Source organism: Rhodopseudomonas palustris (assembly GCF_013415845.1).
In the GTDB taxonomy this organism is placed as follows: domain Bacteria; phylum Pseudomonadota; class Alphaproteobacteria; order Rhizobiales; family Xanthobacteraceae; genus Rhodopseudomonas; species Rhodopseudomonas palustris_F.
Genome location: NZ_CP058907.1, coordinates 1731662 through 1747006, shown reverse-complemented (window position 1 = coordinate 1747006; position 15345 = coordinate 1731662). Strand labels below are relative to the sequence as shown.

At 65.0% G+C, this 15345-nt stretch carries 12 protein-coding genes and 1 tRNA gene; 4 read left to right on the top strand and 9 right to left on the bottom strand.

What is annotated here, in order from left to right:
* Window positions 1-9: 9 nt before the first annotated feature.
* Window positions 10-720 carry a transglutaminase-like domain-containing protein gene (locus tag HZF03_RS08080; protein WP_234832305.1) on the top strand — a complete coding sequence of 237 codons (711 nt, stop codon included), beginning with the start codon at window positions 10-12 and terminating at the stop codon, window positions 718-720.
* On the opposite strand, the gene HZF03_RS08075 is transcribed toward HZF03_RS08080, so the two are convergent.
* From HZF03_RS08075 to HZF03_RS08060, 4 genes are all read right to left on the bottom strand, one after another.
* On the bottom strand, window positions 711-1577 hold the full coding sequence (locus HZF03_RS08075) for an FTR1 family iron permease (RefSeq protein WP_119019506.1): 867 nt from the start codon (window positions 1575-1577) through the stop codon (window positions 711-713). The genes HZF03_RS08080 and HZF03_RS08075 overlap by 10 nt on opposite strands.
* Before the next feature lie 201 nt (window positions 1578-1778).
* A complete protein-coding gene (locus tag HZF03_RS08070; protein ID WP_119019501.1) occupies window positions 1779-3293 on the bottom strand; it encodes a diguanylate cyclase in 1515 nt (504 codons plus the stop codon).
* Between the two features lie 380 nt (window positions 3294-3673).
* The gene (locus HZF03_RS08065) at window positions 3674-4492 is read right to left on the bottom strand and encodes a helix-turn-helix domain-containing protein (protein ID WP_234832306.1); all 819 of its coding nucleotides are present in this window, start codon (window positions 4490-4492) and stop codon (window positions 3674-3676) included.
* Between the two features lie 282 nt (window positions 4493-4774).
* Window positions 4775-4850 (bottom strand) — tRNA-Ile (locus HZF03_RS08060).
* Between the two features lie 657 nt (window positions 4851-5507).
* On the opposite strand from HZF03_RS08060, the gene HZF03_RS08055 reads away from it, so the two are divergent.
* A complete protein-coding gene (locus HZF03_RS08055) occupies window positions 5508-7199 on the top strand; it encodes a methyl-accepting chemotaxis protein (RefSeq protein WP_119019503.1) in 1692 nt (563 codons plus the stop codon).
* Window positions 7200-7290: 91 nt separating this feature from the next.
* On the opposite strand, the gene HZF03_RS08050 is transcribed toward HZF03_RS08055, so the two are convergent.
* Window positions 7291-8535 carry an MFS transporter gene (locus HZF03_RS08050; protein WP_119019504.1) on the bottom strand — a complete coding sequence of 415 codons (1245 nt, stop codon included), beginning with the start codon at window positions 8533-8535 and terminating at the stop codon, window positions 7291-7293.
* 160 nt (window positions 8536-8695) lie between these two features.
* Here HZF03_RS08050 and flhA point away from each other — a divergent pair, with 160 nt between their 5' ends.
* Window positions 8696-10930, top strand: a complete 2235-nt coding sequence (gene flhA / locus HZF03_RS08045) for a flagellar biosynthesis protein FlhA (RefSeq protein ID WP_085977329.1) — start codon at window positions 8696-8698, stop codon at window positions 10928-10930.
* A gap of 330 nt (window positions 10931-11260) precedes the next feature.
* Entirely contained in the window at window positions 11261-11461 is a 201-nt protein-coding gene (locus HZF03_RS08040) for a hypothetical protein (protein ID WP_011157196.1), read from the top strand.
* A gap of 200 nt (window positions 11462-11661) precedes the next feature.
* Here HZF03_RS08040 and HZF03_RS08035 read toward each other — a convergent pair whose 3' ends face one another.
* The 4 genes from HZF03_RS08035 to fliI form a co-directional block, all read right to left on the bottom strand.
* The gene (locus HZF03_RS08035; RefSeq protein WP_119019505.1) at window positions 11662-12606 is read right to left on the bottom strand and encodes an anti-sigma factor; all 945 of its coding nucleotides are present in this window, start codon (window positions 12604-12606) and stop codon (window positions 11662-11664) included.
* Window positions 12606-13154, bottom strand: a complete 549-nt coding sequence (locus HZF03_RS08030) for a sigma-70 family RNA polymerase sigma factor (RefSeq protein ID WP_011157194.1) — start codon at window positions 13152-13154, stop codon at window positions 12606-12608. Before HZF03_RS08030 ends, HZF03_RS08035 begins: the two co-directional genes overlap by 1 nt.
* Before the next feature lie 177 nt (window positions 13155-13331).
* A complete protein-coding gene (gene fliJ, locus HZF03_RS08025) occupies window positions 13332-13760 on the bottom strand; it encodes a flagellar export protein FliJ (protein ID WP_011157193.1) in 429 nt (142 codons plus the stop codon).
* A gap of 109 nt (window positions 13761-13869) precedes the next feature.
* Window positions 13870-15195 carry a flagellar protein export ATPase FliI gene (gene fliI / locus HZF03_RS08020; protein WP_011157192.1) on the bottom strand — a complete coding sequence of 442 codons (1326 nt, stop codon included), beginning with the start codon at window positions 15193-15195 and terminating at the stop codon, window positions 13870-13872.
* Between the last annotated feature and the right edge of the window lie 150 nt (window positions 15196-15345).

Here is a 15345-nt window from a genome sequence, read left to right as displayed (position 1 = left end):
AACTCCGCCATGGCCAAGACAGCCGCCTCCGAAATCGCGGTTTGTCTGGCGCCGGCGGAATTCATCGACAGCGATCATCCCGAAGTGATCGCGCGCGCCGCTGAGGCGACGCGCGGCGCCGAAACGCTCGCCGACAAACTCCGCGCGCTGTACCTCGCAGTGCGCGACGGCGTCCGCTATGATCCTTATGTCGACTTTTCCAGCCCCGAGATCTTCCGCGCATCGAGCGTGCTGCGCGCCGAGCGCGGCTACTGCGTCGGCAAGGCTTCGGCGTTCGCCGCGCTGGCGCGCGCGTCCGGCATTCCGGCGCGGGTGTGCTTTGCCGACGTCCGGAATCATCTCGCCACCGAGAACCTGACCCGAACGATGGGCACCGATCTGTTCGCCTGGCACGGCTACGCCGAGTGCTTCACTGGCGAGCGATGGGTCAAGGCGTCGCCCACCTTCAATCGCACGCTGTGCGACAAGCTCGGCGTCGCGCCGCTCGACTTCGATGGCTCCTCGGACGCGGTGATGCAGGCGTTCGACAACAACGACGCGCGGTTCATGGAATATGTCCGCGAGCATGGCGCGTATTTCGATGTGCCGGTGAAATTCGTGCAGGCCGAGATGAAGCGCCAGTACCCCCACCTTGCGCAACAGGGCAGCCTGCGCGGCTCGATGGAAGAGGAAGCGGCGCAGGATGCGGCGGCGCGCGCCACGGGTTCAGCTCAGCGCTGAATTTCGGCGCGGTTCTCGGCGACGACGACCTGTTCGGGCGCCGTCGTCTTGCGCAGCAGTAGAACGACGCAGATCCAATACGCCGCGTAGAAGCCGAGCTCGAGCAGGGTCGGCTGCGACCGATAGCCGGTGAGGCCCGCCACCAGGGCGCCGATCGGCCCGTGGTCGGACAGCATCGCCGAACTGTCCCACAGCCGCGTGGTCGACGGCAGCATGCCGAGCTTGCTCAAGGTATCCACCCCGCTCATCAACAGCGAGGCAGCGAGCAGCAACATCATCACTTCGGTGACGCGAAAGAACAGCCGCCAAGTTACGATCCAGCTGCCGAACTGCAGCAGTGCGTAGGTCGCGAGCGCAAGGCCGACGCCGGCGATGCCGCCCAGGATCGGCTCGGCCGGGGATGCGCTTTCGCTTGCCGACAGCGCGCCGAGCAGGAACAGGATCGTTTCGGCGCCCTCGCGCGCGATCGCCAGGGCCGCCAGCGTAAAGACGCCCCACCAACTCGCGGTGATGGTTTCCTGTCGCAGTGCCGCTTCGAGTTCGTCGCGCAAAGTGCGGCCCTGGCCGCGCATCCAGGCTACCATGTGGACGATCAGGCCGGCGGCGAGAAGGGTGGCGATCGCTTCATAGATTTCTCGGCTGGTCACCGGAATCGTGCTGCTGGACAGTGCGATGGTGGTGCCGAAACCGCAGGCGATCAGCAGTCCGGCGGCCGCGCCCGCCCACAGATAGCGCCGACCAATCCCGCTGGCGTCGTTATTCCGCAGCCAGGCATTAAGGATGCCGACGATCAGCAGCGCCTCGACGCCCTCGCGCCAGACCACAATGACCACGTTGCCGAACTGCGACCCGATCATCTGCGCCAACTTCGCCTCGCCCAACCGCCGGAGGTCGCCGCATCATGTACGGCCGACTCGCCTGCAGCCAGGGGTTGCGAGGATACACCAATTTCGCGAAAAATCCCGGGCGAGGAATGCAATTTGGGATCACAGCCGCGCGAAAGCAGCCCGATCCGGCATAGGAGGGGCCAAGACGCCTCGGTTCGGTCTTACCACCTGCTACAGCGACAACCGCCGTCGCTCGCGATGCACCGGTGCGGCCCCACTCTGCGTGGCGGATGATGCTTGACGGTCGAACAACGGGAAAAACCGCCGGTCATCCTTGAGCATGTGGCCGAGGATGACCGAATTGACCAGGAACGCGCGTAGTTCGCCAAGCGACTGATGCCCGGAGACCACCGCCTCGCTCACCTGCCGGGCACGGATCAGCAGATGGTCGTGCTCCATCCGGTGCAGCCCACATTCATCGTAGCCGGACGCTTCGAGCACGGCCTGTTCGTACTGAAAGTGCTCGGCGACGCGGGTCAGTAGCAGCTCGACCACCTCCGACAGCCTGGCGGGCTCCAGCATCTCGATCTCGGGACCGAGAATGACGTTGGCGAGGTCGAACAGCTCGCGGTGCTGAGCGTCGATCGTCGGCTCGCCGCAAGCGTAGGTCTCGTGCCACAGGATGTCCGGACGCCGCTCGCCGGGATCGCGGGCGGCGGCGTCGGGGCCGGGCCGCGTCCTGTCGCGTCGCGCCTGTTTGGCGGCGTACATCCAATGATCGGCACGCTCGACGAAATCATCCGCCGTCTCGCCCGGCCTGAACTCCGCTGCACCGATCGAGATCAGGAGCCGGCCAAGGCTCTCATGGGTCGACCGGCGATGCAGCTCGCGCGCCGCGATCGCGGCCCGGATCGCCTCGCCGAGCAGCAGCGCCTCCCGCAACGGCGTGCGGGGCAGGATGATGGCGAACTCGTCCCCCCCATAGCGGCAAACTACGTCGTCACGGCGACAATTGTGCTTGATGGTCGAAGCCGCGAGCCGCAGCACGTCGTCGCCGACAACATGGCCGTGGCGATCGTTGAATTGCTTGAAGTTGTCGAGATCGACGATCAGCAGCGAGAGAGGGCCACTGTCGTCGCTGGCGACATGCTGGGACAATTGGTTCTCGAAGTACTTGCGGTTGCCGACCTCGGTGAGCGGGTCGGTCATGCTCTCGAGCCGGACCTGATCCAACTGATCCTGCAACTTGCGAACCTGATCGGCGGCGGATCTCAGCCGGTCCACCAGCACCGCGTTGGCGGTCTGAATGTCCATCGTCCAGGTCAGCAGTTCGTCGACGATCGCCTGCAGCCCGTCTTCCATCCGTCCGAGCGCCAGGCGCGGCGCCGCGCTCGACAGCCGGGTCTCGTAGCCATGGGTCGCATCCGACGCCTCTTCGATCACGTCGATCAGCGCGTTCGATTGGCTGTGCACCAGCGCGCCGATCGCATGGATGCGGGTGACCGCTTTGGTCGGATACAGAAACTGCTCGTACAGGCCCGAAATGTCACCTGCGCTAGGCCGGCCGGTCGCGGCCAAAAGTGCGTTGACGGCCTCGGTGAGCGCTTTGTGCCGGCCGGAGAAGAACGTGTACCACAGCTCGAAGCTGTTCGGATCGAGGGCGAGATCGAGCTCCTGGATCTGCCTGAGAGCCTGCGCCGAAATGCGATTCTTCCAGTCGCGATCTGGATCTGCGGATATCGTCATAAGCGGGTACTACAGTTTCTTCTGTCAGCGCACGGAGGCCGCACAGGCGGCCGCTTTCCCGGTGCTGAAGTTTAAACCCTTACGGGGCGGCGGGGCGTTGGCTTTTCGTCTCGCTTTCGAAACAACCGGTCCCAAATCGATTGGCGACCAATCGCATCGACAACAGTATAAAAATACCCACAAAGCAACATCTGCGGCGGGCGTCGCAGGAGAGGAGTGGATCAGTTAAGCACGATTCGGCTCAGAGAGATGACACCCACGTACCACTGAGCAATTTAGACCAGGCTGATATGCAAACGCGGCAAGAATGACTTTGCACTCCGCGGGCATCGGACCACGAAGGTCCGAGATGGCGGCGCGACGCCGCGCCGCGACCGGCGTCAAGCGGTGGTTCGTAAAAACTCGCCGAGCGTCCGGCCGCCCTCGATCACCGGATCGCGGCCGAGGTGGAGCGTCGATCTGCTGATATCAGCGCGCAGTTCCGACGGGCTGTAGCCGTATCGCAGGCGAAAGGCGCGGCTGAATTCCTGCGAGCTGGTGAACCCGAACGAACCGGCGATCTGTTGGATCTGCCGGGTCTCGGTGAGATCGCACAGCGCGCGATGCGCGGCGGCGAGGCGCGTGTTGCGCACGTAGCGCGCCGCGCCGCCGTGCGGTTCGAACAGCCGATACAGCGCGCTCCGTGACACGCCGATGCTCTTGGCGAGACAGGCCGGCGTCAATCTTGGATCGGACAGCCGAGCCTGCACCAGCTTGCGGGCGCGTTCTCCGAGACTGAGAATGACACCGTCCCGCGCATCTTCCAGGCTGTGCGGCGTCGGCGTCAGGCACGCGGCGATCATCGCCTCGGTGGCGCGGACGATCGCCGGCACCTCGTCATGCGTCAGATTCGGCAACTGGCGCTCGAGCGCCAGCATGTAGTCGGACAGGAGCTGCCCACGCGTGGTGTCGATGATGGTGTTGTTGAGCCGGTCGAGCCTACCGGCCTGCCGGGCGAATGCGTCGCGCGGGATGAACAGCATCAAGACCTCGATCGGGTTCATCTCGCCATGGAATGCTTCGCCGAGCGAATACAAGCTGAGCTGCCCCGGCGCGCCGCGGATCTCCTGCCCGGACGACCAGCCGCCGTCGCTGACGACCCAATTCGATCCGGCCTTGATCAGGAACAGGTACCAGTGATCCGCAAATACCGTCTTCACGCGCCGCAACGTGCGCGTGAACCGCGTTCCCGAGTTCCGCTCCTGGCACATCGCAAAGTTGCCGAGATCCCAGCACGCAAGATCGATCGCAGAGGTCCCCACCCCATCCGCTGCCGGCGCCAGATCGGCAACGGGACGCAGATACTCCCGCCAGGCATCGAACCGGTCGCGTGCAGAAAGCTGCTCCGTCGAGAACCGAACCGGCTGCAGAAGGGCTGATGACGGCGGTGGCGGATTCAATTCGGAAGGCTTCCCTTTTGGCAAGGCGCAGCCACAGCAACGTGGTGGGCCCGGCAGGACTCGAACCTGCAACCAGACCGTTATGAGCGGTCGGCTCTAACCATTGAGCTACAGGCCCCGCCGGCGGCCGCAAGGCGGCGGACGGTGCGGTCTCCCCATACAATGGCGGGCGTGCGGCGGCAATCGGCAGCTCGCCGGCGGCTGGCGGGCAAGCGCCCCCCCCGGTGGGTCGATGGAGATGCCCCCACCGACGGGAGTTTGGGAACGGTCGACCGGTCGTCGGTGGAGATCTCAGGCTGCCACGCCAGCCTTCGGAGACGGAACCGGCGTGCCTGTCTCTGCAGGACCGACACTCGGAGCCTGCGTCCGAAGACGCCGCCCAAGCAAGTCGTCTCGGTCCGCACCAGTCGCCGCCGCTTCGATCAGATCCAGCGCTGGACAGACACCGCTCGCGATCTGTGGCGGTAGCTGATGAGCAGCTTGGAGTCTCTTCGCGCGTCATGGCGACTACGAAAACGATCGCGCATCGATCGGACTCAGCGTCCACTCGGTTCGCGGCTGGTCGCCTCGGCGTTTGTTACTCCGCGCACACGATCGACCGACGCGCCTCCCTGACTACGACCAGACTGTTAGGTCGAAAGATCGATAGCGAAATCGCGAAGAAGGTCCGTCAACGTACAAATTGATTAGCTTTTGAACAAACATTTTAACCGAGGATGCAGCGATCGCCGCCTGCGCCTCTCGCTGGTCGCTTAAAAGTTGAATCGGAAAAACAATGCTCGCCAATGTCCCATTACGGACGAAAATCACTGCTCTGGTGGCGGTCCTGCTGATCGCGCTCTCCGGCCTGGGTCTGCTCGGCCTGCTGCAGATGCGGACGTTGAATACGAGCACCGTCGATATCGGCACCAATTGGATGCCGTCGGTCCGCGTTCTCGGCGAGATGCGCACCAACGTGGCGCTGTATCGCAACACGCTGCGCGCGCATTTGCTCGAAGCCACTACCGAGCGCAAGCTCGCAACCGAGAAGCAGGTCGCCGCATTTGATGAGGCGGTGAAGCAATCGCTGCGCACCTACGCGCCGATGGTCGCAACGCCGGAAGAGCGCAAGCTGTACGACAGCCTCGTCGCGTCGTGGACGAACTACACCAGTCTCGCTCCCACAGGCCTCGAGATGTCTCGCAAGGCCGCCGGTGAGCTTCCAGTCGCCGCCAACGACTACATGGCGAAGACGATGGGCCCGATCAGCGCGCAGATCGACGAGGTGTTGAAGAAGGACATCGACCTCAACGACAAGGGTGCGGCAGGCGCCACGGCGAGTGCGGAAGCGACTTATCTGTGGGCGATCTTCCTGATGATCGGCATCCTGGTCGTGGCGATCGTGATCGGCATCACCGCGAGCATCCTGGTGATCCGCGATCTGTCGCGAGGCATCGCCTCGATCGTCAAGCCGATGCAGGATTTCACTCGCGGCGATCTCTCCGCCGAGGTGCCGCATCGCGGCAAGAACACCGAGATCGGCGCCATGGCCGATGCGCTGCAGGTGTTCAAACAGGCGTTGCTCGACAAGCGCACGGCCGACGCGGCCGCCGCCAGGGATTCCGAAGACAAAATCGCGCGAGGCCATCGCATCGACGCCGCGACCCGACAATTCGAAGCCTCCGTCGGGGAGATCGTAGAAACCGTGTCGTCCGCATCTACCGAGCTGGAAGCTTCGGCGCGCACGCTCACCACGACAGCCCAACACGCTCAGGTGCAGGCGACTACCGTGGCGGCGGCGTCCGAACAGGCCTCGACCAATGTTCAGTCGGTGGCCTCGGCGACCGAGGAGATGACCTCTTCGATCAACGAGATCAGCCGGCAGGTGCAGGAATCCGCTCGCATCGCCGTCGAGGCGGTCGATCAGGCGCGCAAGACCAACGCCACCGTCGGCGAGCTGTCGCAGGCAGCCGCCCGGATCGGCGACGTGGTCGAACTGATCAACACGATCGCCGGCCAGACCAACCTGCTCGCACTCAACGCGACGATCGAAGCGGCACGTGCCGGCGAAGCCGGCCGCGGCTTCGCCGTGGTGGCAGCCGAAGTCAAAGCGTTGGCCGAACAGACATCGAAGGCGACCGGCGAGATCAGCCAGCACATCGGCGGCATCCAGGCCGCCACCGGCGAGTCGGTGTCGGCGATCCGCGAGATCGGCCACACCATCGAGCGGATGTCGGAAATCGCCTCGACCATCGCGTCGGCGGTCGAAGAACAAGGCGCCGCGACCCAGGAGATCGCCCGCAACGTTCAGCAGGCGGCGCGCGGCACCAACGAAGTCTCCGCCAACATCGTCGACGTGCAGCGCGGCGCCAGCGAGACCGGTTCGGCGTCGGCGCAGGTCCTGTCGGCAGCGCAATCGCTGTCGCAGGATTCCAGCCGGCTGAAGGTCGAAGTCGCCAACTTCCTGCAGAGCGTGCGCTCGGCCTGAGCCAGACTTCCCGCTTCTCGCCTTGTGAACACGAGCCGCGCGGTGTCAGCCGCGCGGCTCTTTCGTTCTGGTGAGCACTAGAACGACCTCGCTACGCCATCGCCACCTGCGGTCCGCGGCGCCGGGCGCGTAGCAATAGCATCAAGATGATCGCGACGTTGACGGCGTTCCACGCCATGCCGTTGACGAAGGCGGCCGCATAGGAGCCGGTGGCGTCGAAAATCACGCCGGAGATCCAGCCGCCGAACGACATGCCGAGCACCGACGCCATGATGACGATGCCGACTCGGGTAGCGGCCTCGCGCGCCGGCATCGCCTCGCGCACGATGATCGCATAGGCCGGCACGATGCCGCCCTGAAACAAGCCGAACATCGCCGAGATCACGTAGAGCGAACCCAGGCTGTCGAAGAACAGATAGAACATCAGCGCAGCGCCCTGCGCCACCGAGCCGAGCAGCAGCGTGGGGATGCCGCCGATCCGGTCGGCCAGGAAGCCCGAGCCGATCCGGCTGATGATGCCGAACGCCAGCATCAGCGACAGCATCTCGGCGCCGCGCGCCGCGCCATAGCCGAGGTCACCGCAATAGGCGACGATGTGGACCTGCGGCATCGCCATCGCCACGCAGCAGGCGATGCTGGCGACGCTCAGCAGCACCGTGAGCGTGTTGGTGGGAAGCTGCAGGTCGATCTTCGGCGGCGGGGCTGCAGCGTGGCTGGCAGCGGCATGGCCGCGCATCCTGGCGCGCAGGATCAGCACCATCAGGGTCATCGCGACGACGCAGAACGCGCCGATCGCCAGATGGGTGGCGCGCCAGCCGATGCTGGCACTGCCCCAGTTGACCAGCGGCGGCCAGATCGTGCCGGCGAGATAATTGCCGCTGGCGGCAATCGTCACTGCAAGCCCGCGGTAGCGCTCGAACCAGTGCGAAGCCTCGGCCATTAGCGGGCCGAAGGTCGCCGAGGCACCGGCGCCGATCAGGAGATGGAAGGCGGCGAACTGCCAGAGCGCAGCCGACAGCCCGGCGCCGACATAGCCGAGCCCGAGCAGGCCGATGCCGCTGCCGATCGCCACCACGATGCCGAACCGGTCGGTGAGCTTGCCGGTGGCGACGCCGCCGAGGCCGAAGCCGAGCATCGCCATGGTGAAGGCCAGCGACGCAGCACCCCGGCTGGCGGCGAACTCCGCCTGCACCAGCGGCAGCACGACCACCACCGACCACATTCCGACGCTGCCGATCGAACCGATCACCAGCGCCAATCCCAGCCGGACCCACGCCTGATGCGAGTCGAGCGTGAACGCCGGCGTTTTGCCGGTCTTTTCCACGGGCGTTTCCATATGTGCAGAGTTTCTGGCGCAACGCTGCGGGTCAAGGGCGCCGGCCACCGCCCTGCCATGCGGTCGCACCCGGGGCGGCGTTAACACTTTGCTAACCATGAACCGGGCAAATTTTGCCCAGTGAAGAAGTGTCGTCGGCCGCGAGAAACGGGGAATGCCCGTGGACGCCAGTGCGCTGCCTCACGTTGGACCCAGCGCCCCTCCGGTCGCGGCGAAGACGTCTGGCCGGCGCAAGCGACGCGCACAGGGGACGGCGGCTGAAATGACGGACACCACGGTCGGCCAGAGCACTGGGTCCGGCATTCCCAGCCTCAACGAAATGATCGCCATACTGCGGCGCGGCGACCTCGCGCTCGCGATCGGCGTGCTGACCATCCTGGTCGTGCTGATCCTGCCGCTGCCGGCGATCATTCTCGACCTGTTCCTGGCGATCTCGATCACGCTGTCGATCCTGATCCTGATGACGTCGCTGTTCATCCAGGCGCCGCTGGAATTCTCGTCGTTCCCAACCGTGCTCCTGATCTCGACGATGTTGCGGCTGTCGCTGAACATGGCGTCGACCCGGCTGATCCTGTCGCACGGCCATGAAGGCACCGCGGCCGCCGGTCACGTCATCGAGGCGTTCGGCGGCTTCGTGATGGGCGGCAATTTCGTGATCGGGATCATCGTGTTCACGATCCTGATCATCGTCAACTTCGTGGTCATCACCAAGGGTTCGGGCCGCATCGCCGAAGTCGCGGCGCGTTTCCAATTGGACTCGATGCCCGGCAAGCAGATGGCGATCGACGCCGACCTGTCGGCCGGCCTGATCGACGAAGCCACCGCCAAAGCGCGGCGCAAGGAGCTCGAAGACGAAAGCGGCTTCTTCGGCGCCATGGACGGTGCGTCGAAGTTCGTCCGCGGCGACGCCATCGCCGGCCTCTTGATCGTGTTCATCAACGTGATCGGCGGCATCATCATCGGCGTCGCGCAGCAGGGCCTGTCTTTCTCGGAAGCCGGCCACACCTACACGCTGCTCACCGTCGGCGACGGCCTGGTCACTCAGATCCCGGCGCTGATCGTGTCGACCGCGGCGGGCCTGCTGGTCTCGAAGGCCGGCATCTCCGGCTCGGCCGACAAGGCGATGATGGGTCAGCTCTCCGGCTACCCGCAGGCGCTCGGCATGGCGGCCGCGGTGATGCTGGTGCTGGCGGTGCTGCCGGGCATTCCGACCCTCCCGTTCCTGGCGCTCGGCAGCGGCTCGGCCTACCTGGCCTTGAAGGCGCGCAACCGCAAACGGGAGGTCACTGCCGAGGCGGCGCAGGCCGCAGCCGCGCCGGAAGCAGCCGCAGCCGCTGCGGCGGCCGCTTCCGCGGCGGAGGAGCCGATCGCCGCAGCGCTGAAGATCGACGATCTGAAGATCGAGCTCGGCTACGCGCTCTTGCCGCTGGTCAACGGCCCCGACGGCCAGGACCGCCTGACCGAGCAGATCAAGGCGCTGCGCCGCTCGCTGGCGATCGAGATGGGCTTCGTGATGCCGGCTGTGCGCATCCTCGACAACGTCCAGCTCGAGGCCAACACCTACGTCATCAAGATCAAGGAAGTCGACGCCGGCACCGGCCGGATCTGGCCGAACCAGTTCATGGTCATGGACCCGGCCGGCGAACAGGTGACGGTGCCCGGCATTCACACCACCGAGCCGACCTTCGGCCTGCCCGCGACCTGGGTCGACGCCAACTTCAAGGAAGAGGCGTCGCTGAAGGGCTACACCGTGGTCGACGCCGCCACCGTGCTGTCGACGCATCTGACCGAGCTGCTCAAGGCCAACATGTCCGACCTGTTGTCCTATGGCGAAACCCAGAAGCTGCTCAAAGACCTGCCGAAGGAACAGGGTGAGCTGGTCAAGGATATCGTCCCGGGTCAGATCACCGTCTCGGGCATCCAGCGCGTGCTCCAGCTGCTGCTCGCCGAGCGCGTCTCGATCCGCGACCTGTCGACCATCCTCGAAGGCATCGCCGAAGCGCTGGCGTTCTCGCGCAATCCGTCGACGATCGTCGAGCACGTCCGCGCCCGGCTGGCGCGCCAGATCTGCGCGCAGAACACCTCCTACAACGGCTACCTGCCGCTGATCGCGCTGTCGGCGAAGTGGGAGCAGGCGTTCGCCGAATCGATCATCGGCCAGGGCGAAGACCGCACCCTGGCGATGGCGCCGTCGAAGCTGTCGGAATTCATGACCGCGGTGCGCGACAAGTTCGAGCAGGCCGCGCGCGAAGGCGAGGCCCCGGTGCTGGTGACCTCCGCCTCGATCCGGCCGTTCGTCCGCTCGCTGGTCGAGCGCTTCCGCGCCCAGACCACCGTGATGTCGCAGGCCGAGATCCATCCGCGGGCGCGGCTGAAAACGGTCGGCAGCGTCTGAGCCGGGAGTTCCCGCAGCGCCTGCTTCGTTTCGGCTGCGCGACTTTTGCGCAACAGACAAGCCCTACCACCCAGAATGGCGTTGGGCGGCGATAAGCGCCGGGATTCGGCCGATCACCTCGCCCCGCCCTCGATCTGATTAATTTTCAATAAGTTAAGCCGGGCTTCCGCATTGCATTCTCGCGCGTTGTCACACGTGTTCACACGCTTGTGATCGCCTCTGCGGAACGTACGGTCGATTTCCTACGTTTTCCTGGCGAGTTCTTTGAACCTGCTTCGGGATTGCAAACACGAATTTCCGAGGGTGGAGAAGAAACCAGGAGGCTCCCCGATGAACCATTCGATCTACAGTGCCGATCGCACCACCCACTTGAAGATTGTGGCCGTGGCTCTGGTCGCCGGGATCGCGGTGGCGGGCCTCGGGATCACGGCGCGGCTCGGAGCTGACGACGGCTACACCCAGACTGCAAAAGTGATCAAAGCCGGCAAGCCGACGGCGATCAGCAAGGCGGAAACGATGGTGATCCGCTAACCGTTCCAGCCATCACGCATGCCGGATAGCCCCCCTGGCCAACGCGTGAGCTGAGGAGGTCCCACTCACCCCAGGTGGAGACCCAAAGGAAAACGCCCGCTCCCCACGGGCGTTTTTCTTTTGTGCGTTGATGATGAGTTCGCGCCGCTCGTCGAACTGTCCGCTTCAATCAATCGGTCAAGCGCTCTGCAGCGCCGTTACTACCGTGGCGTGGTTGGGATCGGCTCCTGCGGCACGCTTTCGACCAGCTTACCGGTGAATACGATCGGACCGGTGGCAACGCCGGTCGGCGAGCCGCCTTCCGGCTCGACCGTCACCGCATAGGTCGCCTTGCTGACGAGGTCGGGATCGTAGGACGACAGCACCGGATTGACAGTGAAATCGCGGTTGCCGATCACGCCGAGCGAGCGCGGCTTCTGCAGCTTGTCGGAGACGATCCAGAGTTCATAGCTCTTGCCCGGCTCGGGCGTCGCGGCGACGCGGCGCACCGTGAAGGTCTTGCTGCCGGCATCGACGGTGAGAATGAAGGCCGGGGCGTTGCCATCCTTCTGCAGCACGGCGACGTATTGCGCCGGCACCGCGGGCGGCGGCGTTTCGACCTTGACGATCTTGGTGCGGATCGGCGGACGCACCCCATCCGGCAACAGATCCGGCTGATATACTTGGGCGCCCACGACCAGCAGCAGCGAGGCTGCGATCGCGCTCGACAGCATGGCGACGCCGCGCCAGATGTAAGCGCGCTTGGCGAAGTGAACGACGCGCTTGGATTCAGGGCTGAGTTCGGACGACGCGCTAGAAGGCGCGGGACCGGTGTCGTTGGCGGGACGCGGCAAGATCGGATCTCCCGGCGCGCCGAGCACCCCCGCATTGGCGACGTCACCGATCGGCGGCGCAGCCTGCGGCGGCACCGCGCGCTGTGACTCGGCGGCGATCACCGCCTTGATCCGATCCCATACCTCGGCGCGTGGCTCGACCAGCCCGACCATCTGATTAAGCGCGCCGAGCTTCAGCTCCCACGCTTTGACCAGCGCGGCGAACTCCGCATCGCTGCGCGTCAGCGCCTCGGCTTCCGCCCGTTCGGCGGCGTCGAGTGTGCCGAGCGCGTATTCCGCGGCGAGCGCGCTATGGTCTTCGCTGTGGGCCATCAGGTCAGTCCCAAACACCCCCGAACATCGAGCAGGCTGCGGCGCAGCCAGGTCTTGATCGTATTGGCCGGAGCGCCGAACTTGGCGCCGAGCTGCTCCCGGCTCCAGCCGTTGTAGTAAGCCAGCAGAACCAGCTTCTGGCGGTCAGGCTCCAAACGGCCGATGCACTCCAGCAGCCGCTTCAATTCCTCGGTCATCTCGCGGCGCGCCAGCGGATCCGGCGTCTCCGCCGCGACGTCGTTGGCGGACGGCTCTTCCTCGATCGAGACTTCGCCCCGCTTGCGCGCGACGTCGATCGCCCGGTTGCGCGCGATCGACGCCATCCAGGTGATCGGCGAGGCCACCGTGGAATCGAACTGCGCAGCGTTGTTCCAGATCTTGACGTAGGCGTCCTGAATGACTTCTTCGGCGAGATCCTGTCGCCGCAAGATACGAAGGACGACGCCGAACAGTTTCGCCCGCGTCGCATCGTAGAGTCGCTGGAACGCGTCCTGGTCGCGCTCGGCGACCGCGGCGATCAGCGAAACCAACTCAGCCGGCGACAGCATTCCGAGACCTCACCATGGCCGTTGCGGCCACGCCCCCCCTGTTCCGGCCGAGCGGCCCGAACCAGACCAGCATATCGTGCAACGCAGCGTTCCACCACGCCCTGCATAGGCTGTGGATACCGCAAACGAAAGCCCGGACCGAGGGCCCGGGCTGTTTCGACGCAAAGTTGCAAAAGGTCAGGCGACGGCGCCAGCCCCACCGAGCCGTGCACGCATCAACCCGATGCTGTCGAGGTCGGCCTGTTCGCGGGCACTTTCCTCGGCGCGTTCGCGCGCCTGGTCGCGCTCGTCGAGCAATTCGACTTTCTTCATCTCGTCGAACGCTTCGGACAGCTGGCCACGCGCTTCTTCGAGCTGCACCCGCAGCTCGTCGGCAGAGCGGGTCAGGTTCTCGCGGCGCTGAATCGCCGCTTTGGCATAGGTCGGATAGGCGAAGTGGCTGGGGTCAGTGATCCCCGCGCGTTCCTGCTCGGTGACGATTTCGCGCTCCAGATCGGACGACATCCGCTCGAAATCCGCGATCATCGCTTCGATCTGGGCAACCCGTCTGCGCCGCTCGTCGACCTGAAATTTCTTCAGACGGATCAGCGTTTCGCGTGACTTCATCGACTCGTACTCCCCAGAAGTCCCAGTTCAACGCGGGACATCGCCGGATGGTCACGACGGGGCCACCCGGCAAATCGATTGACGTGCCAAGCATGATGGCCGGACAAAGTTAGCGTTCCGTTTCCGAATTACTCAGGATCTGCTCCAATTGGACATATCCCGACTGCAAGCTGGTCGCCTCGTCCTTGCCTTGGCGGAGGAAATCCTCAAGCGGCTCGTGCAGCCGCACCGCTTCGTCGACTTCGGCGCTGGAGCCGGGACGATAGGCGCCGAGCCGGATCAGCTCTTCCATGTCGGCGTAGGTCGCCATGATCTGCCGCGCCCGCTTGATCATCGGCAGATAAACGGGATCGGCTGATTTCGGCATCGTTCGCGACACCGACTTCAGCACATTGATGGCCGGATAGCGGCCGCGCTCGGCGATCGAGCGCTGCATCACAATATGGCCATCGAGAATGCCGCGCACCGCGTCGGCGACCGGCTCGTTGTGATCGTCACCGTCGACCAGCACGGTGAAGATGCCGGTGATGGTGCCCTCGCCCAGCCCCGGACCGGCACGTTCGAGCAGTTTCGGCAGTTCGGTGAACACCGTCGGCGTGTAGCCCTTGGCGGTCGGCGGCTCGCCGGCCGACAGTCCGATCTCACGCTGCGCCATCGCAAAGCGTGTCACCGAGTCCATCAGGCACAGCACGTCCTTGTCGTTGTCGCGGAAGTATTCGGCGATCGCCAGCGTCAGATACGCCGCCTGCCGCCGCATCAGCGCCGGCTCATCCGACGTCGCGACCACCACAACCGAGCGCGCGAGACCTTCTTCGCCGAGGTCGTCCTGCAGGAACTCCTGCACCTCACGGCCGCGTTCGCCGATCAGCCCGATCACCGATACCGCGGCATCGACGTTGCGGGCGAGCATCGACAGCAGCACCGACTTACCAACGCCGGAACCGGCGAAGATACCCATGCGCTGCCCGCGACAGCAGGTGAGAAACGTATTCAGTGCACGTACGCCGAGATCGAGCGGCATGCCGACGCGCTTGCGCGAATGCGCCGGCGGCGGCTGATTGCGGAACTGCATCGGCGACGGGCCTTGTACCAGAGGCCCCTTACCGTCGATCGGTTCGCCCAAAGCGTTAACGACGCGGCCGAGCCAGTGGGGAGACGGTCGCACCTGGGCAGCAGAGTTGGCGATGATCGCACGGCAGCCGCGGCGCACGCCTTCGAGCCCGGCAAACGGCATGACGATGGCGTTGTTGCCGGTGAAGCCGATTACTTCGCAAGGGATCTCACGGTTGGCGCCGGTCTCGACAACGATGCGTGCGCCAACGCTCATCGCGTGAATCGGCCCGGCGATTTCGACCATCAGTCCGCGGACGCCGACGACACGGCCATAGGTATTGACGCTATCGATATCGCCGATCTGTTCCGCCAGGGCCTTCATTGCGAAACCCTTAAGTTCGTCGACGCTGGGCCTGTCGCCTTAACTTCGTGTTTACCCGCATCGTTAATCATTGCGTCACTGTCTTTGGTAGCTGAGCACGCTCGCCCCTCAGAATGAAGGGTGAGTCGCAAGAGTCGGTTAGCACCTACT